The 22,727-nt window shown below is 70.5% G+C and carries 17 protein-coding genes and 1 pseudogene; 13 read left to right on the plus strand and 5 right to left on the minus strand.

Annotated elements, in window-relative coordinates; all coding sequences use genetic code 11:
- Positions 1-2 precede the first annotated feature (2 nt).
- Both E1218_RS01235 and E1218_RS01240 read left to right on the plus strand, forming a co-directional pair.
- Positions 3-1,289: an ABC transporter substrate-binding protein gene (locus tag E1218_RS01235; protein ID WP_132315289.1), complete on the plus strand. Its 1,287-nt coding sequence runs from the start codon at positions 3-5 to the stop codon at positions 1,287-1,289.
- Entirely contained in the window at positions 1,289-2,422 is a 1,134-nt protein-coding gene (locus tag E1218_RS01240) for an ADP-ribosylglycohydrolase family protein (RefSeq protein WP_132315291.1), read from the plus strand. Before E1218_RS01235 ends, E1218_RS01240 begins: the two co-directional genes overlap by 1 nt.
- 3 nt (positions 2,423-2,425) lie before the next feature.
- Here the strand turns inward: E1218_RS01240 and E1218_RS01245 are convergent, their stop codons facing one another.
- Together E1218_RS01245 and E1218_RS01250 are read right to left on the minus strand one after the other, a co-directional pair.
- Complete coding sequence (locus E1218_RS01245) at positions 2,426-3,253, minus strand: galactose-binding domain-containing protein (RefSeq protein ID WP_132315293.1); 828 nt, start codon at positions 3,251-3,253, stop codon at positions 2,426-2,428.
- Positions 3,254-3,265: 12 nt separating this feature from the next.
- A pseudogene (locus E1218_RS01250) lies at positions 3,266-4,831 on the minus strand (alkaline phosphatase D family protein).
- Positions 4,832-4,911: 80 nt separating this feature from the next.
- Here E1218_RS01250 and E1218_RS01255 point away from each other — a divergent pair.
- Genes E1218_RS01255 through E1218_RS01290 form a run of 8 tightly spaced genes read left to right on the plus strand, consistent with a single transcriptional unit; the run spans position 4,912 to position 14,454 of the window.
- Positions 4,912-6,213 (plus strand): ADP-ribosylglycohydrolase family protein, encoded by a 1,302-nt coding sequence (locus E1218_RS01255; RefSeq protein ID WP_132315295.1) that lies wholly within the window; start codon positions 4,912-4,914, stop codon positions 6,211-6,213.
- The gene (locus tag E1218_RS01260; protein ID WP_233711923.1) at positions 6,200-7,105 is read left to right on the plus strand and encodes a ribokinase; all 906 of its coding nucleotides are present in this window, start codon (positions 6,200-6,202) and stop codon (positions 7,103-7,105) included. Before E1218_RS01255 ends, E1218_RS01260 begins: the two co-directional genes overlap by 14 nt.
- The gene (locus tag E1218_RS01265) at positions 7,102-9,090 is read left to right on the plus strand and encodes an SUMF1/EgtB/PvdO family nonheme iron enzyme (protein WP_132315297.1); all 1,989 of its coding nucleotides are present in this window, start codon (positions 7,102-7,104) and stop codon (positions 9,088-9,090) included. The genes E1218_RS01260 and E1218_RS01265 overlap by 4 nt, the downstream gene beginning before the upstream one ends.
- A complete protein-coding gene (locus E1218_RS01270; protein ID WP_132315299.1) occupies positions 9,087-10,298 on the plus strand; it encodes a CaiB/BaiF CoA transferase family protein in 1,212 nt (403 codons plus the stop codon). Before E1218_RS01265 ends, E1218_RS01270 begins: the two co-directional genes overlap by 4 nt.
- Positions 10,299-11,126, plus strand: a complete 828-nt coding sequence (locus tag E1218_RS01275; RefSeq protein WP_132315301.1) for an HpcH/HpaI aldolase/citrate lyase family protein — start codon at positions 10,299-10,301, stop codon at positions 11,124-11,126.
- A gap of 9 nt (positions 11,127-11,135) precedes the next feature.
- Complete coding sequence (locus E1218_RS01280) at positions 11,136-12,728, plus strand: phytoene desaturase family protein (RefSeq protein ID WP_132315303.1); 1,593 nt, start codon at positions 11,136-11,138, stop codon at positions 12,726-12,728.
- A 1-nt stretch (position 12,729) separates the two neighbouring features.
- Positions 12,730-13,137: a TIGR03668 family PPOX class F420-dependent oxidoreductase gene (locus tag E1218_RS01285; RefSeq protein WP_132315305.1), complete on the plus strand. Its 408-nt coding sequence runs from the start codon at positions 12,730-12,732 to the stop codon at positions 13,135-13,137.
- A gap of 57 nt (positions 13,138-13,194) precedes the next feature.
- Positions 13,195-14,454 (plus strand): RNA polymerase sigma factor, encoded by a 1,260-nt coding sequence (locus E1218_RS01290; RefSeq protein ID WP_132315307.1) that lies wholly within the window; start codon positions 13,195-13,197, stop codon positions 14,452-14,454.
- Between the two features lie 98 nt (positions 14,455-14,552).
- Here the strand turns inward: E1218_RS01290 and E1218_RS01295 are convergent, their stop codons facing one another.
- The gene (locus tag E1218_RS01295) at positions 14,553-15,635 is read right to left on the minus strand and encodes an SAM-dependent methyltransferase (protein ID WP_132315309.1); all 1,083 of its coding nucleotides are present in this window, start codon (positions 15,633-15,635) and stop codon (positions 14,553-14,555) included.
- A gap of 62 nt (positions 15,636-15,697) precedes the next feature.
- Between E1218_RS01295 and E1218_RS01300 the strand changes: the two genes are divergently transcribed.
- Positions 15,698-17,005, plus strand: a complete 1,308-nt coding sequence (locus E1218_RS01300; RefSeq protein ID WP_132315311.1) for an acyl-CoA dehydrogenase family protein — start codon at positions 15,698-15,700, stop codon at positions 17,003-17,005.
- Entirely contained in the window at positions 17,005-18,213 is a 1,209-nt protein-coding gene (locus tag E1218_RS01305; RefSeq protein ID WP_132315313.1) for an acyl-CoA dehydrogenase family protein, read from the plus strand. Before E1218_RS01300 ends, E1218_RS01305 begins: the two co-directional genes overlap by 1 nt.
- A 94-nt stretch (positions 18,214-18,307) precedes the next feature.
- Here E1218_RS01305 and E1218_RS01310 read toward each other — a convergent pair whose 3' ends face one another.
- Together E1218_RS01310 and E1218_RS01315 are read right to left on the minus strand one after the other, a co-directional pair.
- A complete protein-coding gene (locus E1218_RS01310; RefSeq protein ID WP_132315315.1) occupies positions 18,308-19,534 on the minus strand; it encodes an anthranilate synthase component I family protein in 1,227 nt (408 codons plus the stop codon).
- Positions 19,531-20,115, minus strand: a complete 585-nt coding sequence (locus E1218_RS01315; protein ID WP_132315317.1) for an anthranilate synthase component II — start codon at positions 20,113-20,115, stop codon at positions 19,531-19,533. The genes E1218_RS01310 and E1218_RS01315 overlap by 4 nt, the downstream gene beginning before the upstream one ends.
- A 139-nt stretch (positions 20,116-20,254) precedes the next feature.
- Between E1218_RS01315 and E1218_RS01320 the strand changes: the two genes are divergently transcribed.
- A complete protein-coding gene (locus E1218_RS01320) occupies positions 20,255-22,693 on the plus strand; it encodes a GcvT family protein (RefSeq protein WP_132315319.1) in 2,439 nt (812 codons plus the stop codon).
- Positions 22,694-22,727: the final 34 nt, after the last annotated feature.

Consider the following 22,727-nt stretch of genomic DNA (forward strand, 5'->3'; position numbering starts at 1 on the left):
CAATGAAGAAGGTACTGACCGCGTTGCTCGCGGCGGGTGCGCTGGTGACGCTCGCGGCCTGCGGCGGCAACAGCGACGACGGCTCCGGAGACTCCGGGTCGTCGAACGAGAAGGTGACGCTGAAGTTCCAGAGCCTGGCCTTCCAGAAAACCACGGTCGCCGCGACCAAGAAGATCGTCGCGGACTGGAATGCCGCCAATCCGAACATCCAGGTCGAGTACGTCCAGGGCAGCTGGGACTCGGTCCACGACCAGCTGGTCACCCAGTTCCAGGGCGGTACGGCGCCGGACATCATCCACGACGAGTCCGCCGACATCACCGGCTTCGCGAACCAGGGGTATCTGGCCGACCTGTCGCCGTACCTGAGTCAGGAGACGAAGGACGCCGTACCGCAGGGTGTCTGGGACACCGTGAAGACCGGCGACGGCAAGATCATCGCGGCGCCGACGCTGCTGCAGTCGTACGTCGTGTTCGGCAACTCCGCGTTGCTGAAGCAGGCCGGGATCAGTACGACGGGTGACTCGCTGAGCTGGGACCAGTTGCAGGCGGACGCGAAGAAGCTCACCACCGGCGGCAAGTACGGCCTGGGCTGGGGACTGAAGAGCCCGACCGCGACCGTGCTGAACCTGGGGATGAACTTCGACGCGCAGTTCTTCGAGGGGTCCGGCCGGGACGCGACGGCGAAGATCGGCGACCCGGAGCTCGAGGTGCCGAAGCGGATCCACGCGATGGCCTACACGGACAAGTCGATCGAGCCGACCTCGCTGACCCAGAGCGGTTCCGACGTGCTGCCCGGCTTCTTCGCCGGCAAGTACGCCATGGTTGTCGGTGGCAACTACGCCGCGCAGCAGATGGTCGAGCAGGCGCCGAAGGGCTTGCGGTGGGAGGTGCTGCCGCCGCTGAAGGGCGACAGCACCAAGCAGGCGGCGAACCCGCAGACGCTGTCGGTCCCGGCCGAGGGCAAGCACATCGAGCAGGCCGCCAAGTTCATCGACTACTTCATGAAGGCCGAGAACCTGGCCGCGGTCGGTCAGGGTGACTGGCTGATCCCGACCACCCAGGCGGCCCGGGACGCGATCCTGAAGTCGACCGGCGGCAAGAACGGCTGGGAGCAGACGCTGGCCGGGGCCGGCGAGCTGACGAAGGCGCCGTTCCAGAGTGTGGAGAACTACCCGAAGTGGAAGGACCAGATTGCGACGCCGGCCTTGCAGGAGTACCTGGCGAACAAGACCGACCTGGCCACGCTGGGCAAGAAACTGAGCGATGGATGGGGTCAGGTCAACAGCTGATGTCCCTGCTCGAAGACAAGGCGACAGGTGCCCTCGTCGGCGCCGCGGTCGGTGACGCGATCGGCGGTGCCGTCGAGGGCTGGACCCCGGAGGCGATCCGGGAGCGCCACGGGGGCTGGGTGACCGGCATCGTCGGTCCCTGGTACGACGAGTGGCGGACCGCCCGGCCGATCGCGCCGTACCACAAGGGTGATGGCCACATCACCGACGACACCTTGATGACCCACGCGCTCGTCGAGGTGTACGACGAACGCCGGACCCACCTGGACGCGTACGCGATCGCGGACCTGCTGGTGCCGAAGATGCTGACCGGGCGCCGCTGGGTGCCCGAGTTGGAAGCCGACGCGCTGCTGCTGCACCGGGTGTTCCTGGCCGAGAAGTGGTTGGTCACCCGGTTGCACTACGGCCACGTCGATCCACGTGAGGCCGGTGTCGGCAACATCGTCAACTGCGGTGCGGCGATGTACATGGCGCCGGTCGGGATCGCCAATGCGGGCGATCCGGAGGGCGCCTACGCGGAGGCGATCGACGTCGCCGGGGCTCATCAGTCGAGCTATGGGCGGGAGGCGGCCGGTGTGTTCGCGGCCGCCGTCGCCGCCGCCATGGTGCCGGGGGCGACGGCTGCCTCGGCGGTGGACGCGGCGCTCGCGCTGGCCAAGGACGGCACCCGGCGGGCCGTCGGGGCGGTGGCCGACGCGGCCGACGGCATCATCGACTGGGAGCAGGCGATCCCGCTGCTGCGCAAGGCCGTCGAGCCGTACGACCTGGTCGGTCCGGAGTACCGCGACCAGTCGATGGACGCCCGCCGGCCGAGCCGGACGAAGTCGATCGAGGAACTGCCGGTCGCACTCGGGTTCGTCCTGGTGTCCGGCGGCGACGTACGCCGGGCTGTCCTCGGCGGCACGAACTACGGCCGGGACGCGGACTCGATCGCCTCGATGGCCGGTGCGATCACCGGTGCGCTCAGCGGCCTGGACGGCGTACCGGCGGACTGGGCGGCCGACATCGCCGAGGCGAGCAGGACCGACCTGGTGCTGCCGGGTCGGGTGATGGCATCGGTCGCCGAGGACATCCGCGCGGCCGACGCCGAGCGTTGGGCCCGGCGGACGGCCGCGATGGACGCACTGGTCTGAATGTCAGGAGCTGTACGCCTCGAGTTCGACGATGCGGGAGTACCCGTGGTCGTTGGAGTCTTGGATGACAAGTCGCACCGCGTTGCTCGTGACCGGGTCGAACGAGACCGTCACCCACCCCTGGGTGTTGTCCCGGACCACGCCGACGGTGGCCCACTCGGAGCCGGTGCGCACCTGGACGTCGAAGTCGCGGATCCCCATCACGGACGCGGGGTAGCGGGCCGAGTCGAGGGTGTGCAGGACGACCCGGCCGACGGAGACCGGTGTGACGAAGTCGACGCCGTAGGTGTCCGGGAAGACGCCCTTGGTGGCGTCGTGCCAGCCGCCGGCGCCCCACTGCGCGGAGTCGGCGTTGCCGTCGACGCCACCGCAGAGCCGCATGTTGCCGTGCGTGGACGAGGCGGCGGCCTGCTCACCGAGGAGCAGGTTGTCGCCCGGCCCCTTCGGCGGCGCGGGCCGGATCGCGACCGGTGCGGTCAACTGCTCGCGCCCGGCCTGCAGCCTGATGTCGTACGTCGCGGGCGCGGTCCCACGCGGGACCGTCACCTCGAGCGGCGCCTTCACGAGTTGGCCGACGGGCAGGTAGCTGGAGAACTGGTGCCGGGACAGCATCAGCTCAGGATCGCCGCTGATCCGCATGTCCGCGACGGTCGCCTTCCGGCCGGTGTTGGTCATGCCGAGGGTGAGCTTGCCGGACGGGAAGCAGGGCAGCGGCACCACCTCGACCGGCTGCGGCGTGGCACTGATCTCGACCTGCTTGTTGCCGCTGGCAACGGCAGCGGCCGGGACGAGCAGAGTGAGCGGGAGGGCGAGCAGGGCGGCGCGTCTCATGACGGGTTCCGTTCAGGCCAGGTGGGTTCCGGGACGGCCGTCCTCGACGACCAGGGTGGCGCGGGTGGACGCCGTACCGCCGGGGGTGGTGACCCGGTCGACGATGCGGAACTCCGACGTCCACCGGCTGCGGTCCAGCCGGCAGCTGAGGTAGCCGCGCCGGACGTTCTGGAACTTGACGTGGGGGTTCTCGGCCAGCAGTGCGCGACCGGTGGCGTCCTCGTCGACGCCGTCCTTTCCGGACGAGATCGACGTGGTGACGAACTCGCTGCCGACCGCGGGCGCCGCCGGATCGGCGAAGTTCATCCGCAGGTCGGAGGCGATGCTGCGGTGCAGGTCCCCGGTCAGGACGACGAAGTTGCGGACACCGCGGTCGCGGACGCCGGACAGCACCCGGTCGCGGGAGGCGGCGTACCCGTTCCAGGTGTCCATCGGCAGCTCGAAATCGGGACCCGTCCTGCGGTCGAGCTGGGCCATCGCGACCTGCTGGGCGACCACGTTCCACCGGGTGGGGGAGCGGTGGAGGGTGTCCAGCAGTCAGCGTTCCTGCTCGTCGCCGGTGATCGTCCTGGACGGGTCGGTCGACACCTCGTCCGGCGGCAGCCAGCCACCGGTCCTGGTCTGGTCGTCGCGGAACTGCCGCGTGTCCAGCACACTCAGGTCGGCGGTCCGGCCGAAGCGGAGGTGGCGGTGCAGCCGGATGGACGGTCCGTCGGCGGACTGGTCGAGCCGCAGTGGCATGTGTTCCCAGTACGCGCGGAAGCCGTTGGCACGCCGGACCAGGAACTCGTCGTGCGGCAGTCCGTCCTCGGAGACGTAGTCGGCCCAGTTGCCCTCGACCTCGTGGTCGTCGAGCGTGACCACCCACGGCGAGGCCGCGTGCGCGGCCTGCAGGTCGGGGTCGGTGCGGTGCAGCGCGTACCGGGCGGGGTACTCGTCCAGCGTGAAGATCTCGCCGGCGAAGTCGACCGGTACGGCCTGGTTGCGGACGCCGGCCGTCGGACCTACCCCGACGTCGTGGATGTAGTCGCCGAGGAACAGCACGACGTCGTGGTCGCGCCGGACGACATCCTGGTACGCCGTGTAGTAGCCGTCGTAGTACGCCTGGCAGGAGGCGACCGCCATCGTCATCGCGGGCTCCTCGTGCGGCGCCGGCGCGGTCCTGGTCCGGCCCACCGGACTGATCTGGCCGCGCGCGCGGAAGCGGTAGAAGTGGTGTCGCCACGGCCGCAGACCACGGACGTCGACGTGCACGGTGTGTGCGTACTCCGGCCGGGCGTGCGCGGTCCCGCGCCGGACGACCCGGTGGAAGGTGTCGTCCTCGGCGACCTCCCACTCGACGTTGACCATGCGGTCGTCCACGCCGCCGAACGGTTCCAGCGGGCCCGGGGCGAGATGGGTCCAGATCACCACGGCGTCCGGCATCGGGTCGCCGGACGCGACGCCGAGGGTGAACAACGGGCGGTTGTCGGTGCGATGCGGTATTCCTACTGCTTCACCGATGTCGGGAAGGGTGCCGGTCAGTGCGAGCGCGGCGGCGGCGCCGGCCGCGGTGAGGAAGCTGCGGCGGGTGGACATGACAGGGAGTATCGGGCGGCCGTGACACGACGTTCCAGGGACGCGTTTCGCCTGCTGCAACAAGGGAAGGAAGGAGCGCGATGAGACTGACCTGGGTGCAGCCGGAGGATCTGCTGCCACACCAACTGATTCAGTCCCGTGCCGAAGGGGTGGACGTCGCCGACGTCGAGGAGCGCTGGCGCACGGCCGGCGGTACGGCGGACGCGCCGGCCTCGGGGGCGTCGGACGAGCCGGCCTCGCCGGAGCTGCGGTCCCTGGCCCGTGAACTGATGGCCGAGCTGGACCGGCGGTCGACCGGCTGGCAACCGCCGGACATCCCGGACGTCCCGGTGCTGACGGGTACGGACGACCTCGAGCAGCGGACGCTGAACGCCTGGCTCGGCCGTGCCGCCGGGAACCTGGTCGGGAAGCCGGTCGAGAAGATCCCGCGCGAGGGCATCCGGGAGATCCTGGAGTCGTCCGGGCAGTGGCCGCTGTCGCAGTACATCACCGCGGTCGGCGTACCGGAGGAAGTGCAGCAGCGCTGGCCGTGGAACCGGCGGTCGAAGCCGACCAGCCTGCGCGAGGTCATCGACGGCATGCCCGAGGACGACGACCTGAACTTCGCGATCCTGGCCCTCCGGCTGCTGGAGCGGCACGGTGCGAAGCTGACCACCGAGGACGTCGCGCAGGCGTGGCTGGACGACCTGCCGGCGGGCCGGGTGTTCACCGCCGAGCGTGTTGCCTACCGCAACCTTCTCGAGGGGGTCGAGCCGTCCCGGGCCGCCGTCGTGGGCAATCCGTTCCGCGAGTGGATCGGTGCCCAGATCAGGACCGACGCCTACGGCTGGGCGCGCCCGGGCGACCGGACGGCCGCGGCCCGGATCGCGCTGGTCGACGCCCGGCTGAGCCACACCGGAGCGGGTGTGGACGGGGCGTTGTGGGTCGCTGCCATGTCGGCAGCCGCACTGGTGCTGGACGATCCTCGCGAGGTGGCCGTCGCCGGTCTCGACGTGATCGCCGCCGACGGTGCGATCGCCCGGGCCGTCCGCTTCGGGTTGGCGCTGGCGGACAGCGAGCTGGACGACGCGCTCGACGTCCTGCACGCGGAGTACGGCGACCTGCATTGGGTGCACGCGGTGAACAACTCCGCGCTCACGGCGTACGCGCTGACCGCGCCGACCTTCGCCGACGCGGTCGGTCGCGCGGTGATGGGCGGCTGGGACACCGACTCGGCCGGCGCCACGGTCGGTGCGGTGTTTGGCGCCGTCCGCGGGGTTCCGGCAGAGTGGTCTGCACCACTGGACAACCGGCTGGCCACGAGCCTGCCGGGGATGAACCAGATCGCGATCGACGAGCTGGCGGCGAGGACTGTGGAGGTGGCCCGGGGTGGTGGAGTCTGACGTGGTGGTCGTCGGCAGTGCGAACGTGGATCTGGTGCTGCCGGTCCAGCGGATCCCACGCCCCGGCGAAACCGTCCTCGCGGGCGCGATGACGCGCGGGCCCGGCGGCAAGGGCGCGAACCAGGCGGTCGCGTCGGCTCGGGCGGGTGCACGAACTGCAATCGTTGCCTCACTCGGCGTGGACGACGCCGGCGACGTGCTCCGCGACGCGCTCTCGGAGTCCGGCGTCGACCTGTCCCTGGTCGCGTCCTCGAGCGGCTGCCCGACCGGTACGGCGATCATCACGGTCGACGAGTCCGGCGAGAACTCGATCGTGGTCGCGCCGGGTGCGAACGGCGAGCTGACGCTGTCCGGCGACGCGGCCCGGGCGGTGGGCCGGGCGAAAATCGTCCTTTCCCAACTGGAGATCCCGTTCGGGACCGTCCAGGAAGCGGCCGCGACCAGCTCGTACTTCATCCTGAACGCGGCGCCGGCCGCCGAGCTGCCCGACGCCCTGCTCGCCGACGTCGACCTGCTGGTGGTGAACGAGACCGAGGCCGAGCTGATCGGCGGCGCCGACCGGGTCGCGCTGCTCGAACGGGTGCCGGCCGCGGTCGTCACCCTCGGCGGTGCGGGAGCGGTGATCCTGACCCGTGGCGACGACGAGACCGTGGTTCCCGGCGTACCGGTGGACGTGGTCGACACCACGGCCGCGGGAGACACGTTCTGCGGTGTACTGGCGGCAACATTGTCTGCCGTGTCAGCTACCGACGCGATCACCGCACGCGACCTGACGAATGCTGTCCGACGCGCTAACGTTGCTGCTTCACTGAGTGTTCAGGCCGCGGGGGCGATTTCCTCGGTGCCTCACGGGGATGCGATCGACGCGCGTTATGCGGAGGTGTACCTGTGAATCCGCTCGAGCCGCGGCCCATCGATCTGCCTGCCAAGGTGGACCTCGGGCTCCGGGCCGACCTGGCCTTCCTCGACGACGCCAAGATCCTCGGCGCGCCGGAGGACCCGGCCGACCTGCCGCGCTGGCGCGGCAAGCTCGCCGAGTGGTTGATCGGGGCGTACGACCGGACGCAGTACGACGGCACCCACTACGAGGACCCCGGCCGGGAGTGGACCCAGACGGCGTACTCGGTGGCGCTCGTCTGGCTCTGGGACGACCAGTTGTACGACGTCGAGACCGGCAAGTTCACGCCGGAGAAGTTCGTCCGGCACGGGATCGACGACTTCGGCGGGTACGACGCGGTCGTGCTCTGGCACGCCTACCCGGTGATCGGGATCGACGACCGCAACCAGTTCGACTACTACCGCGACGTCCCGGGGCTGCGGGAGCTCATCGACGACCTGCACCGGCTCGGGCTGAAGGTGTTCTTCGACTACAACCCGTGGGACGTCGGCACCCGCCGGGCCGCGCGCTCCGACGCCGACGAGTTCGCCGCGCTGGTCACCGACTACGCGGTCGACGGCGTCTTCCTGGACACGTTGAAGGAGGGTGACCCGGCGTTCACCCGCGCGCTCCGCGCGGCGAACCCGGCGATCGCGTTCGAGGGCGAGTCACGGTTGCCGATGGCAAGGATCGGGGACCACGCACTGTCCTGGGCGCAGTGGTTCGCCGACACCAAGGCGCCCGGTGTGCTGCGCGCGCACCTGTTCGAGCGCCGGCACATGATGCACCACACCCGCCGCTGGAACCGGGACCACAGCGACGAGCTGCAGTCCGCCTGGGTGAACGGCGTCGGCATGCTGGTGTGGGAGTCGGTGTTCTCCGTCTGGGTCGGCTGGAACGCGCGCGACCGGGCGACACTGCGCCGGATGGTCGCCGCCCAGCGCGCCTTCGCGCCGGTGCTGATCAACGGCGACTGGATCCAGCTGACGCCGGAGGTGCCGGACAAGGCCCGCGAGCACGGCGTCTACGGCTCCCGCTGGGACCTGGCCGACATCACCTTCTGGACGCTGATCAACCGCGACGAGCAGGACTTCGAGGGCATCGTGCTGCGCTCGGAGGACCAGGTCGGCGACTGGTACGACGTGACCTCGGGCGTCCCGATCACGGCCGACGACGACGGCGTGCACCTGGTCGTGCCGGGCCGTGGCGTCGCCGGGATCGTCCGGGTCGGCGCGACCGCCGGATCCAACTGCCGGGCGACCGCCCGCCGGCTGGGCACGCTGCCGCGATCGCACGTCAAGGACTCCGCGTTCCCGATGTCGCCGGCCCGGCGGATCGAGGTGCCGGAGGTCTCCGCTGACGCGTCCATCGGCCCGGCGGTCGCCGTACCGGCGGGCGAGCACGCGCTGATGGTCCGGCACCGGCGGCGCGAGACCGGGCTGTACGACCAGGCGCCGTACGTGGACGAGTGGAAGCCGCTGCCGCCACGGCTGCACGACCTCCGGACGGTGCGGCGCGAGGTGACCCTGCCAGGCATCTCCGTCGCGGTGTCCGAGGTGACGAACGACCAGTACGCCGAGTTCGTCGCCGCGACCGGCTACCGGCCGCGGATCCCGAACCGGTTCCTGAAGCACTGGGTGGACGGTGCCCCGGTCGCCGGGACCGAGGACCACCCGGTGACGTACGTCGACCTGCCGGACGCGCGCGCGTACGCCGCCTGGCGCGGTGGGCGGCTGCCGACCGAGGACGAGTGGCAGGTCGCCGCCGGGCTGGACGGGTTCACCCGGGCCGAGCCACTGGTGTGGAACCTGACCGAGAGCGAGCACCGGGACGGGCGCAGCCGGTTCTGCATCCTCAAGGGCGGCTCGTACTATGTCGCCGAGGGCTCCGACTGGTACGCCGACGGTGGGCCGAAGGATCCTGAGGTGAGCTTCAAGCTGGTGCTGACCGGTGGTGGTCTCGACCGGGCCGGGACGATCGGTTTCAGGGTTGCGGGATGAACGGTGATCGACCGGAGGGCCTTCGGCCGGCGGCACTCGACGGGGTGAAGGTGCTGGAGGCCGCGACGCTGTTCGCGGGGCCGCTGGCGGCGACGTTCCTCGGCGACTTCGGGGCCGACGTCACCAAGATCGAGCACCCGGCGCGGCCCGATGCGGCCCGCACGCACGGTACGTCGAAGGACGGCGTCGGGCTGTGGTTCAAGACACTCGGCCGGAACAAGCGGCTCGCGACCCTGGACCTGTCCCGCGGGCGCGAGGTCTTCCTCGACCTGGTGCGGCGCAACGACGTCCTGGTGGAGAACTTCCGGCCCGGAACGCTGGAGCGGTGGGGTCTCGGGCCCGACGCCCTGCTCGAGGCGAACCCGCGGCTGGTGATCGCCCGGGTGACCGCCTTCGGCCAGGTGGGCCCGTGGTCGAAGCGGCCCGGGTTCGGCTCGCTGGCCGAGGCGATGAGCGGGTTCGCGGCCGTGACCGGTGAGCCGGACGGTCCGCCGACGCTGCCGCCGTTCGGGCTGGCCGACGGGATCACCGCGCTGGCGACCGCGTACGCCGTCCTGGTCGCGCTGCGCGAACGTGATCGGTCCGGCCGGGGCCAGGTGATCGACATGGCGATCATCGAGCCGATCCTGATGATGCTCGGCGGCGGCATCACGGCGTACCAGCAGACCGGTTACGTCCAGCCGCGGCTGGGGAACCGCTCGTCGAACAACGCGCCGCGCAACGTCTACCGGACGGCGGACGGCCGCTGGGTCGCGGTGTCGACCAGTTCGCAGAGCATCGCCGAGCGAGTGGTCACGCTGGTCGGTCGCCCGGACCTGGTCGCCGAGCCCTGGTTCGCGACCGGCCGGGAGCGTGCGCAGCACGCCGACGAGCTGGACGAGGCGGTCGGGTCGTGGATCGCCGAACGGTCGCTGGACGTGGTGATGGCGGAGTTCGAGAAGGCGGAGGCCGCGGCCGGGCCGGTGCACGACATCCGCGGCATCATGGCCGACCCGCAGTACGCCGCCCTGCGGACGATCGTCGCCGTGGCCGACGAGGAGCTCGGGGGACCGGTGCAGATGCAGAACGTGCTGTTCCGGTTGTCGGCGTCACCGGGAGCGATCCGCTGGGCCGGCCGGCCGCACGGCGCGGACACCGACGACGTGCTCGCCGAGATCGGCGTGACCCCGGAGCAGGTCGCGGCGCTGCGCGAAGCCGGCGTGGTCTGAGTGCTGACCGCGCTGTACGTCCCGGCGAACCGGCCGGACCGGTTCGCTAAGGCAGTTGCCGCCGGTTCCGACCTGGTCGTGTTCGACCTGGAGGACGCGGTCCCGGTCGACGACAAGGCGGACGCCCGCGGCTGGGCGGTCGCCTGGATCGCCGCGAACGCCACCGGTGCGGTCGAGGTCCGGGTGAACGCGCCGGGGACACCCTGGATCGAGGACGACCTGGCCGCGGTGGCCGCCGTCCCGCGGATCCGGGTCCGGGTGCCGAAGGTCGAGAGCGCCGCCGAGGTGCACGCCGTGCTCGAACAGGTGCCGTCGGCAAAGATCACCGCGCTGATCGAGTCTCCGCTCGGGCTGGAGAAGGCGTTCGAGATCGCCTCGGCGGATCCTCGCGTGGTCGCCGTCGCACTGGGGGAGGCGGACCTCGCCGGCTCGCTCGGCGTCGACGGCTCTGCCGGGCTGGCGTGGGCCCGCAGCCGGCTGGTGACCGCGTCCCGGGCGGCCGGACTGGGCGCTCCGATGATGTCGGTCTATCCGCACGTCAACGACGCCGACGGGCTGCGGCGGACGAGTCTGGAGGGCCGTGCGCTCGGGTTCGTCGGCCGCACGGCGATCCACCCGCGGCAACTGGCGACGATCGTGGAGTGCTTCACACCGACCGCCGTTCAGGTGGCCGAGGCGGAGGCTCTGCTCGCGGCCGTCGAGAAGGCCGGGGTGACCGAGGGCGGGGTGATCGTGCTGCCGGACGGCCGGATGGTCGACCCGGCCATGGTGGGGCGCGCCCGTGAGGTGAGCACCCTGATGCGGGAGATCGAAGCACGCTCCGGCTAGTCTCGACGTATGCTCCCGCGCAGTGTTGACGCCGTGGTGATCGGGTCGGGGCCGAACGGGCTGGTGAGCGCGATCGGCCTCGCCGACGCGGGCTGGGACGTGCTGGTGCTGGAGGCCGCGGAGGCCTTCGGCGGTGCGGTCCGGTCGACCGAGAGTGACGGCTGGATCAGCGACCGTTTCAGTTCGAACTACCCACTCGGCGTGGCGTCACCGGTGCTGCGTGCGCTGGAGCTCGACAAGCACGGCCTCCGCTGGTCCTACGCGCCGTTGCCGCTCGTACACCTGATGGACCCGAACGGCGGCTCGGTCGCGGTTCACCCGGACCCCGAGAGCACCGCCAAGTCGATCGGCGCCGACCACCCGGGTGACGGCGACGCCTGGCTGCGGCTCTACCAGCAGTACGTCGAGATCCGCGAGCCGCTGCTGAAGGCGCTGCTGACGACCTGGCCGCCGGTCGTGCCGGGGATCAAGCTGGCCCGGAAGCTGGGATCGGTCGGCGAGTTGTTGCGGTTCGCCCGGTTCATGGCGATGCCGATGCACCGGATGGGCCAGGAACTGTTCGCGGGCTCGCGCGGCCCGGCGCTGCTCGCCGGCAACTCGCTGCACGCCGACGTGCCGCTGTCGGGCAGCGTCAGCGGCACCATGGGCTGGCTGCTGGTCATGCTGGCGCAGGACGTCGGCTACCCGGTCGTCACCGGCGGGTCCAGCGGCCTGGCGACAGCCCTGGTCCGCCGCGCCGAGCGTGCCGGAGCCTTGCTCGTTCCGAGTACGCCGGTCACCGCGATCGAGCTGTCCGGCGGGCGCGTGACCGGCGTCCGCACGGCCTCCGGTGAGACGGTCGTGGTGAAGCGGTCGGTGATCGCGGACGTGTCCGCGCCGGCCCTGTACGACCAGTTGTTGCCAAGTGCAACGATTCCGGCCGGGTTGCGCCGGGACCTGGACGAGCGCTTCCAGTGGGACTACCCGACGGTCAAGGTGAACTTCCGGTTGAGCGGGCGGGTGCCGTGGCGCTCGGAGGAGGCGCGGTCGGCCGGCGTCGTCCACCTGGCCGGAACGGCGGACGACCTGATCCACCTGTCCGCCGACCTGGACACCGGGCGGTTGCCGTCGCAGCCGTTCCTGCTGATCGGGCAGACCACCACGTCGGACCCGAGCCGGTCCCCCGAAGGGACCGAGGCGCTCTGGGCCTACTCGCACCTGCCCCGCGGCGTCGGCGACGACGAGTCCGCGGTCAAGCTGGCGCACCGGATGGAACGGGCGATCGAGCGGTACGCGCCGGGTTTCAGCGACCTGGTCATCGACCGTGACGTGCAGCGGCCGAGTGAGCTCGAGTCCGGCAACGCGGCGCTCAGCCTGGGCGCGGTCGGCGGCGGGACCATGCAACTCCAGCAGCAGTTGGTCTTCCGCCCGACCATCGGTCTCGGCAGCCCGCGGACCTTCGTGTCCGGGCTCTACCTCGGCAGTTCCGCGATCCACCCGGGCGGTGGCGTCCACGGTGCCTGCGGCCATCTGGCGGCCCGCACCGCGCTCCGCGACGCGTCCGTCGTCGGCCCGCTGACCCGGGCCTTCCCGGCCGCTGCCCTTCGCCGCCTGCAGCGCTGACGTGCGACTCGACGAAGCCGACTGCCGGGCTCGCGTCGCGGCTGCGCGGGTGGGGCGGTTGGCGACCGTCGGCGCCGACCTGCGGCCCCACGTCGTACCGGTGACGTACGCGGTGCACGGCGACGAGGTGTTCGTCGGGATCGACCAGAAGCCGAAGACCACGACCGCGCTGAAGCGGCTGCGCAACATCGCCGAGAACGATCGCGTGGCGGTCCTGGTCGACGAGTACGACGAGGACTGGACCCATCTGTGGTGGGTACGGCTCGACGGCGTCGCGCGGGTGCTCGCGGAGTCGCCGGCCGCGGTCGGCCTGCTGCGGGCGAAGTACCCGCAGTACGACGCCGATCCGCCGCGCGGGCCGGTGATCGTCGTCCAGGTGGACGGCTGGTCCGGCTGGTCCTACACCTGAGTCGCGATCAGCCTAGGGTGGGGTGGGTCGGTCGGAGCGCGGACGGAGGGGCAGCGGGTGGGTGACGGCGTGGGTGTGGAGGGACTGCTGCGGGAGTTGGCGCCGCAGGTGCTGGGTTTTCTGGCCCGGCGCTACGGCCAGTTCGATCTCTGTGAGGACGCCGTGCAGGAGGCGCTGCTCGCGGCGGCGACGCAGTGGCCGGTGGACGGCGTACCGGCGAATCCGCGCGGCTGGTTGATCACGGTCGCGACCCGGCGACTGACCGACCAGTTCCGCAGCGAGAACGCGCGGCGGCGGCGGGAGGACACGGTCGCAACGATGGCCGGGCCGGAGGAGCTGGTGTCGCCCGGTGCCGACACCGACGCGGCGCCTGAGTCCGACGACACCCTGACGCTGCTGTTCCTGTGCTGCCACCCGGCCGTCACCCCGGCCTCGCAGGTCGCGCTGACGCTGCGCGCGGTCGGCGGTCTGACCACCGCCGAGATCGCCCGGGCGTTCATGGTGCCGGAGGCGACGATGGCGCCACGGATCAGCCGGGCGAAGAAGAGCATCAAGGCGGCCGGCAGCCGGTTCGTGATGCCACCGGAGGAGGAGCGGGCAGATCGGCTGCGGGTGGTGCTCCAGGTCCTGTACCTGATCTTCAACGAGGGCTACACCGCGAGCTCGGGCGAGGAACTGCAACGCGTCGAGTTGACCGCCGAGGCGATCCGGCTGACGCGGATGCTGCACGACGTACTCCCCGGCGACGGCGAGGTCGCCGGTCTGCTGGCACTGATGCTCCTGACGGATTCCCGGCGGACGGCGCGGACGACGGCCGACGGCGGCCTGGTCCCGATCGACGAGCAGGACCGGTCGCTGTGGGACCGCCGGCAGATCGAGGACGGGGCCGCGCTGATCCTGCGCACGCTGTCGCGGGGTGCGGTCGGTTCCTACCAGTTGCAGGCGGCGATCGCGGCGATCCATGCCGAGGCCCCGAGCGCGGAGGAGACGGACTGGCGCGAGATTCTCGCCCTGTACCTGCTGCTCGAGAAGATGACGCCGAACCCGATGGTCACCCTGAACCGCGCGATCGCCCTGGCCCAGGTCGAAGGTCCGCAGGCCGGCCTGGACCTGCTCGCGACCCTCGACGACAACAAGTTCCTCACCGAGTCCCACCGCCTGGACGCCGTTCGTGCCCACCTGCTGGAGCGCGCGGGGGATCTCGCCGGTGCGCACGCTCTCTACCTGGCCGCGGCGCGCCGGACCACCAGCCTTCCGGAGCAGCGGTACCTGGCTGCCAAAGCCGCCGGCATCTCGCAGCAGACCACCGGCGGCTGAGCGGGTTCAGGCTGCTTCGGCGACCTGCTCGTTCTCGGCGGGTTCCGTCCCGGCGGGCGAGGGTTCGTCGCACAGGTGCGCGGAGCCGGGGCGCTCGGTCAGGGGATCAGCCGGTAGAAGCGCAGGTAGTCGTGCTCGACCGGAAGAACGTCGAGGTCCCGGAAGCCCGCCTCGGTCGCATAGCGGCGAAGGGTCGACCGGCGCATCACCGCACCGGTCGCGGCGCTCCGTGGGTCACCCATCGCGCCGGGCAGACAGGCCAGGACACTCCAGCTGTAGTGGTACCGCTCGAACTCCGACGCCGGCGCCGTGAACTCGTCCTCGACGAGCTCGTCGACGACCAGCACGACCCCGCCGTCGGCCAGCATCCTCCGCGCACTCGCGAGGGCCTCGACCGGACGCGACATGTCGTGCACGGCCTCGATGATCGTCACCAGGTCGTAGCCGGTCGTGCGTGAGAGCGCCGACGCGTCCGCGACCGCGAACCTGACCCGATCGGCGACACCCGCTTCCTCGGCGTGCTTCCGCGCCGCGGCGATCGCGTCCCCGTCGAGGTCGAACCCGTCCACGGTGACCCGGGGATACGCCTGCGCGACCGCGATGGCCGCCCACCCGGTTCCGCAGGCGATGTCGGCCACGCGGGCCGCTGGGTCCGAACGGAGCCGACGGTCGATCTCCGGGATCGCCGGCAGCCACTCCTTGGCCAGCAGGTTCAGGAACAGCGGCCGGTTCCACTCCGCCCGGCCTTCCGGCTCCCAGGCGAGCGGAGGCGGGGCATCGCCGGTCCGGAACGCCTCGACGAGATCGGGCAGCGCGCGCCCGGCGCGAGCGATCTCCACGCCTTGGTGGGCCTGGTAGCGAACGTCGTCCGGATCCGCGAGGACCGGGATGTGGTCGGCCGGCAGCGTGTACCGGCGTACGTCGGGTGCCGCGCCGGTGTCGTCGACGTCGAGGAGCCCGCAGGCGGCGTGGTGCTCGAGCCACTCGCGGATGTAGCGCTCCGCGGTGCCCGTGCGGGCCGCCAGCTCGACCGAGGTCGCTGGGCCCTGCTCGGCCAGGGACTTGTACAGGCCGAGCCGTTCGCCGACGTAGATCGTGTAGATCTCCAGGGCCGCGCCGGCGTGCCGGAGCAGGCGATCCGCCAGCGCCTTGGTTCGGTCGTCCGACTCGTTCGAGGGCATGCAGGGATGGTAGTGGTCTGGGTCACGTGACCTGGGTTGTAACTTCGGTTTACAGTGGCGGTATGAGCCGCCAGGAACGGACCAAGGGCCGGCGGGACGCGATCGGGGTCGGGGTGGCGCTGCTGAACCGGCTGGCGAACTCGCGGGCGATCGACCGGCTCGGATTGCGGAAGCAGACCGAGCGGGCAGTCTTCGAGGCCACCCGCACCGGGTTCCGGACGGCCGGCGCGCTGACCCGCAGCTTCACCGCCGCGGCCAAGCACGCGCAGCCGTCGCGGCTGCCGGCGGCGAAGGGCACCGGCCGGTTCGACCTGACTCCGACCGAGGACCAGCAGATGGTCGTCGAGGTGGTCAGGGAGTTCGCCGCCGAGGTCCTGCGTCCCGCCGCGGCCGACGCGGACACGGCCTGCGCGACCGACCCGAAGGTGATCGAGCAGTCGGCCGAGCTCGGGCTGAGCCTGATCGAAGTACCGGAGGATCTCGGCGGCATCGTCACCGAGCGGTCCGCGATGACCGGAGTGCTGGTCTCCGAGGCGATGGCGCACGGCGATCTGGGCCAGGCGGTCGCGTGCCTGGCGCCTGCGGCGGTGAGTACGGCGATCTCGCTGTGGGGTGACCAGACGCAGCAGGCGACGTACCTGCCGGCGTTCACCGGCTCGTCGGTGCCGGCGGCCGCGTTGGCGATCCTCGAGCCACGGCCGTTGTTCGATCCGTTCACCCTGCGGACCCGCTGGGATCGTGGTCGTCTGACCGGGATGAAGTCGCTGGTTCCGCGTGGCGCCGACGCTGAACTGCTCGTGATCGCGGCTCAGGTGGGGGAGCAGGGGCCGGCGTTGTTCCTGGTCGAGTCCCGCCATCCGGGCGTGACGATCGAGGCCGAGCCGGCGATGGGCCTGCGAGCGGCGTCGCTGAGCCGGGTGATCCTCGAGGACGTCCCGGCAGTGCAGTTGGGGACGTTCGAGGACTATGCCGCGTGTGTGCGGCTGTCCCGGCTGGGGTGGTGCGCGCTGTCTCTCGGCACGGCGAAGGCTGTCTTGGACTACGTCACGCCGTACGTGAACACCCGGACGGCCTTCGGTGAGCCGATCAGTCACCGGCAGTCGGTCGCGTTCATGGTGGCGAACATCGGCATCGAGCTGGAAGGCATGCGGCTGGTCACCTACCGGGCCGGATCGCGGGCCGAGCAGGGGCTCCCGTTCGCTCGTGAGGTCGCGCTGGCCCGGCGGTTGTGCACGGACAAGGGCATGCAGATCGGGACCGACGGCGTACAACTCCTCGGTGGGCACGGGTTCGTGAAGGACCATCCGGTGGAGCGGTGGTACCGCGATCTGCGGGCGATCGGCGTGATGGAAGGTGGGGTGCTGGTCTGATGATCAACCTCGAGACACCTCGCAAGTTCCGGGCCTTCGTCAACCAGGCGCACCAGGTCGCCGCGGAGATGCTCCGGCCGAACTCGCGCAAGTACGACCTGGCCGAGCACGCCTACCCGGTCGAGCTGGACATGCTCGCCGCGATGGTCGACGGACTAGGTGCCTCGGGCACCGGTTCGGGCGCCGGCGCGGGCGGGGTACGCCGTCCGGCGGACGCCGCCGACGGGGTCGTGAACGGATCCAACCTGTCGTCCGTGCTGTCGATCATGGAGATGTGCTGGGGTGACGTCGGGCTGCTGCTGTCGATGCCGCGGCAGGGACTCGGCAACTCCGCGATCGCGTCGGTGGCATCGGACGAGCAGTTACGCCGCTTCGACGGCGTCTGGGCCGCGATGGCGATCACCGAGCCCGGCTGCGGATCCGACTCGGCGAGCATCCGGACGACCGCGCGCCTCGACGGCGACTCGTACCTGCTGGACGGCGAGAAGATCTTCGTGACCGCGGGCGGCCGCTGCGACGCGGTCGTGGTGTGGGCGACACTCGACAAGTCGCTCGGCCGCGCGGCGATCAAGTCGTTCGTCGTACCGAAGGGTACGCCCGGGATGACGGTCGAACGGCTGGACCACAAGCTCGGCATCCGCGCCTCGGACACGGCCACGATCCGCTTCGAGAACTGCCGGGTGCCCGCCGGCAACCTGCTGGGCTCACCCGAGATCGACACCGGCAAAGGCTTCGCCGGCGTCATGCAGACCTTCGACAACACCCGTCCCCTGGTCGCCGCGATGGCCGTCGGCGTGGCCCGTGCCTCGATGGAGCTCACCCGGGAGTTGCTCGCCGGGGCCGGGGTGGAGGTCGACTACGACCGCCCGGTCCACCGCCAGCCGGCCGCGGCAGCGTCGTACCTCGCGATGGAGGCCGACTGGGAGGCCGCCTACCTGCTGACCCTGCAAGCCGCCTGGATGGCCGACAACGGCAGACCCAACTCCCTCCAGGCCTCCATGGCCAAGGCCAAAGCCGGCCGCACCGCCAACGACATCACCCTCCGCTGCGTAGAACTCACCGCCCCCCTCGGCTACTCCGAAAACCACCTCCTCGAGAAGTGGGCCCGAGACTCCAAGATCCTCGACATCTTCGAAGGCACCCAGCAGATCCAGCAACTCATCGTCGCCCGCCGCCTCCTCGGGAAGACGTCAGCCGAGCTGAGATAGCCTTGCCTACAAGGGATTCGGCTGCGAACCCGCAGCACTACATCAGGACACGCTCGATTCGGGCGTCCGGCCCGCGGATGCGCCCCAGGAACACTCACTCCGTCGAGCCTAGTGAAGCCACCAGGCGTTCTGCCTTCCACGTGGCTTCGGCATATTCCTCCTTCAGATCGGATTGCACGGTGATGCCGCCGCCGGTTCCGAGTTGCCACATGCCGTCGCCGCTGGTGGTAAGGCTACGGATCACGACTCCGAGGTCGGCTCTGCCGTCGCCGGAGATCCATCCGAAGGCCCCCGCATAGACACCGCGTGGCGTTGCCTCGACTTCACGGATCACTTCCATCGTTCGTTGTTTCGGGGCGCCGGTCATCGAGCCGGCGGGGAAGAACGCGCGCAGGGCGCCGACAGTGCTGACGTCGTCACGCAGGTGCCCTCGCACGGTGGAGACCAGTTGGTGTACAGAGGGGTAGGACTCGACATGCATGAGGTCGGGTACCTCGACGGTCCCGGGCCGGCAAACCATGCTCAGGTCGCTGCGGAGCAGGTCGGTGATCATCAGATTCTCGGCCCGGAACTTCGGGTCCCGCACGAGCAGCCGGCGCAGCCGCTCGTCGTCGGCAGGGGACGTGCCACGCGGCGTGGTGCCCTTGATGGGCCGGGTCTCGATGTGCCGGCCGGCGTCGATGGTCGCGTACCGCTCGGGTGACGAGCTGAGCAGCCAGTGCCCCTGATGCTGGATGAAGCCGGCGTACGGCGCGGGGTTGAGCCGGCGCAGCCGTAGATAGGCGTCGACCGGCGAGAGGCCGGCGGCGAAGTCGGCGCGGTACGTCAGGTTGACCTCGTAACTGTTGCCGGCGTGCAGGTGCTCCTGTACGGCGGCGAACGCCGCGGCGTACCAGTCAGGCACGACCGGGTCGGTCGGAGGGAGTCCACGAGGTGCGGGGCTGGTGATGCCTGCGTGCTCGACCACCTGGATGTTCCGGGTGTGCATCCACACGGCGTCGGGCATCACCGAGTCGACGTCGGTGAGGGCGGGTAGATCCGATCTGCAGGCATAGCCGAAGTACCCGACCCACAGGCCGTCTTTGCCCGAGGCCAGTTCCTGCTCGAGGACCGCGAACACATCCGTTCCGACGACTCTCGCCGTACCGCCGGCATGACGGGTCACTTCCCGGCGGGCTGCCCGGTAGGTGATCGAGGTGTCGTCATCGCCGAGCCAGCCGAGCAAAGAGCGATTGCCCGACCACGGACGCGCGGCGCCACCGTCCAGCCAGAAGCACCGTTCGCGCCGGGCTGCCATGTCGGTGAAGCACGCGACGTTCATGGTGTGCCGATGAAGTTGGCGATCAGCCGCGTCCCGAACTCGCTGAGCACGGACTCGGGGTGGAACTGGACACCGTAGAGTGGCAGCGAACGATGCTGCACGCCCATGACGACCCTGCCCGCGTGCGGATCGTCGCAGGACGCGGTGACGGTCAGCTCCGGCGTGATTCGAGTCGCCGCCAGCGAGTGGTACCGGACGACCGAGTACGGCGACGGAATGCCCGCGAACAGCCGGCTGCCGTCATGCTCGAGGGTCGCGACGCTGCCGTGCGCCGGGGGAATCCGCTCGACCGTCCCGCCGTACGAGGTCACCAGACCCTGCATGCCGAGGCACACGCCGAGGACGGGAACGGTCGCGGCCCGGACGACTTCCTTGCCGACGGAGAAGTCGGCGTCCACGTCCGGATGCCCGGGTCCGGGCGAGAGGACGACGCCGTCGAACGAGAGGACGTGCCGGGCCGACGTCCGGTCGTGCTGCACGACCGCCGGCAGTACGCCGGTCACGGCGGCCAGCAGATGAACGAGGTTCCAGGTGTACGAGTCGTAGTGGTCCACCACGACGACGTGCGGCACCGTCTTCATTTGCGCAATGTATCGCGCAATACGCAACAAGCCTAGGCTTAAAACTTTGGTTGCCGGAGGTCTTGACGACCTCACAGGGCCGGCTGCATTGTTGCTTGTGTCGCAATTGAGTGCAGGATACGCAACAGGAGGCTTCAGTATGGTCGGACGCCGAACGGTCATCATTGGTGCCGGAGTCGTGGGAGCGGCCCTCGCGGACGAGCTGTCCGCACTCGGCTGGACGGACATCACCGTGGTCGACCAGGGCGACCTGCCGGCCACCGGCGGCTCGACCTCGCACGCCCCTGGGCTGGTCTTCCAGGCCAGCGGCTCCAAGGTCCTGACCGACCTTGCGCGCTACACGGTCGAGAAGTTCGTTTCGCTCGAGCACGAGGGACAGTCGTGCTTCCTCCAGGTCGGCGGCCTCGAGGTCGCGACGACGCCGGAGCGCCTGGCCGAGATCCACCGCCGGCACGGCTGGCTCACCTCCTGGGGCATCGAGGCGGAGGTCGTGGACGCGGATCGGTGCGTCGAGCTGCACCCGCTGGTCGATCGCGAGCGGGTGCTCGGCGGACTGCACTGCCCGACCGACGGCTTGGCCAAGGCACTGTGGGCGGTCGAGGCGCAGATCGAGCGGGCGAAGAGCCGGGGCGTGCGGTTCCGGCCGCGCCACGAGGTCACCGGTATCGCGGTCGAGGACGGCAGGGTCGCCGGCGTCGACACCGACCACGGCCAGATCCCGGCCGAGGTGGTCGTGTGCTGCGCGGGCATCTGGGGTCCGAAGGTCGCGGCGCTGGTCGGCATGACCCTTCCGCTGACGCCGCTGGCTCATCAGCTGGCGTGGACCGGCCCGATCCCGGCGCTGTCCGGCCAGACCGAGGAGGCGATCCGCCCGATCCTCCGGCACCAGGACGCGGACCTGTACTACCGCGACCGGTACGACCAGCTCGGCATCGGCTACTACGGCCACCGCCCGATGCCGATCGACGCCAACGACCTGCTCTCCGTCAAGGACGCCGAGGTGATGCCCTCCGTCCTCGACTTCACCCCCGACGACTTCGCTCCGGCCTGGGACGAGACGCAGGCGCTGCTCCCGCCGGCCGCGGAGACCAAGATCGAGGAGGGGATCAACGGCATCTTCTCCTTCACGCCGGACGGCATGCCGTTGCTCGGCGAATCACCGGAGGTGCCCGGCTTCTGGGTCGCGGAGGCGGTGTGGGTGACCCACTCCGCCGGCGTCGGCCGGGCCATGGCCGAGTGGCTCGCGAACGGATACAGCGAGAGCTTCGACCTGCACGAGTGCGACCTGAACCGGTTCGAGAAGTTCCAGCTCGCCCCGGAGTACGTCCTCGAGCGCGACTGCCAGAACTTCGTCGAGGTCTACGACATCCTGCATCCGCTGCAGCCGATGGACTCGCCGCGCGCGGTCCGTACCTCGCCGTTCTACCCCCGGCAGCAGGAGCTCGGCGCGTACTTCCTGCCGGCCACCGGCTGGGAGCGCCCGCAGTGGTACGAGGCCAACCAGCCGTTGCTCGAGCGGTACGACGTACCGCAGCCGAACGACTGGGCCGCGAAGTACTGGTCACCGGTGGCCGGCGCCGAGGCCCTGGCGACGCGCGAACGCGTCGCGATGTACGACATGACCGCGCTCAAGCGCCTCTCGGTCACAGGTCCCGGCGCGACCGCGTTCCTGCAGCGCCTCTCGACAGGCAACGTCGACAGGTCCGTCGGCTCGGTCGGCTACTCCCTGCTGCTCGATGTCGACGGCGGCATCCGCAGTGACGTCACGATCGCGCGTCTCGGTGCGAACGAGTACCAGGTCGGTGCCAATGGTGCTCTCGACCAGGACTGGTTCAACCGCTTCCTGCCTGGCGACGGCTCGGTCGTCATCACCGACATCACGCCGGGCACGTGCTGCATCGGCCTGTGGGGACCGAAGGCCCGCGATGTCCTCAGCAAGCTCACGGATGCCGACCTGACCAACGACGGCCTGAAGTACTTCCGCGCGGCCCGCTTCAGCATCGGCAACGTCCCGGTCACCGCGATGCGTCTCTCGTACGTCGGTGAGCTCGGCTGGGAGCTTTACACGACGGCCGACCTGGGCCTACGTCTCTGGGACACGATCTGGCAGGCGGGCCAGGAGCACGGTCTCGTTGCCGCCGGCCGCGGGGCCTTCAACAGCCTCCGCCTGGAGAAGGGTTATCGGTCGTTCGGCACCGACATGACCTTCGAGCACGACCCGTACGAGGCCGGTCTGGGCTTCGCCGTGAAACTCGACAAGGGTGACTTCATCGGCCGGGACGCGCTGCTCCGTCGCCAGGAGAACCGGACCAGAACCCTTGCCTGCTTGACGATCGACGACCCGGTCGCCGTTGTCATGGGCAAGGAGCCGGTTTTCGTCGACGGTCGCCCGGCCGGGTACGTCACCAGCGCCGCCTACGGCTACACGATCGGCAAGGGCATCGCCTACGCGTGGCTGCCGGCCGACGCCGCCGATCCCGGGACTCCGGTCGAGATCGGCTACTTCGATCGCCGGGTCCGGGCCGTCGTCGCGGCCGAGCCGCTGTTCGACCCGAAGATGACCCGCCTCCGCGGCTGACCGCACCCCGATCCACCGTCTGATTCTTCGCGCA

Origin of the sequence: Kribbella turkmenica, assembly GCF_004348725.1 — a bacterium.
Taxonomy (GTDB): domain Bacteria; phylum Actinomycetota; class Actinomycetes; order Propionibacteriales; family Kribbellaceae; genus Kribbella; species Kribbella turkmenica.

Excerpts from the sequence above, each read along its gene's own strand:
- E1218_RS01240 (WP_132315291.1), top strand. The coding sequence starts at position 1,289 with ATGTCCCTGCTCGAAGACAAGGCGACAGGTGCCCTCGTCGGCGCCGCG.
- E1218_RS01245 (WP_132315293.1), bottom strand. The coding sequence starts at position 3,253 with ATGAGACGCGCCGCCCTGCTCGCCCTCCCGCTCACTCTGCTCGTCCCG.
- E1218_RS01270 (WP_132315299.1), top strand. The coding sequence starts at position 9,087 with ATGAACGGTGATCGACCGGAGGGCCTTCGGCCGGCGGCACTCGACGGG.
- E1218_RS01315 (WP_132315317.1), bottom strand. The coding sequence starts at position 20,115 with ATGAAGACGGTGCCGCACGTCGTCGTGGTGGACCACTACGACTCGTAC.
- E1218_RS01320 (WP_132315319.1), top strand. The coding sequence starts at position 20,255 with ATGGTCGGACGCCGAACGGTCATCATTGGTGCCGGAGTCGTGGGAGCG.
- E1218_RS01305 (WP_132315313.1), top strand. The coding sequence starts at position 17,005 with ATGATCAACCTCGAGACACCTCGCAAGTTCCGGGCCTTCGTCAACCAG.
- E1218_RS01255 (WP_132315295.1), top strand. The coding sequence starts at position 4,912 with ATGAGACTGACCTGGGTGCAGCCGGAGGATCTGCTGCCACACCAACTG.
- E1218_RS01300 (WP_132315311.1), top strand. The coding sequence starts at position 15,698 with ATGAGCCGCCAGGAACGGACCAAGGGCCGGCGGGACGCGATCGGGGTC.
- E1218_RS01295 (WP_132315309.1), bottom strand. The coding sequence starts at position 15,635 with ATGCCCTCGAACGAGTCGGACGACCGAACCAAGGCGCTGGCGGATCGC.
- E1218_RS01235 (WP_132315289.1), top strand. The coding sequence starts at position 3 with ATGAAGAAGGTACTGACCGCGTTGCTCGCGGCGGGTGCGCTGGTGACG.
- E1218_RS01280 (WP_132315303.1), top strand. The coding sequence starts at position 11,136 with ATGCTCCCGCGCAGTGTTGACGCCGTGGTGATCGGGTCGGGGCCGAAC.
- E1218_RS01310 (WP_132315315.1), bottom strand. The coding sequence starts at position 19,534 with ATGAACGTCGCGTGCTTCACCGACATGGCAGCCCGGCGCGAACGGTGC.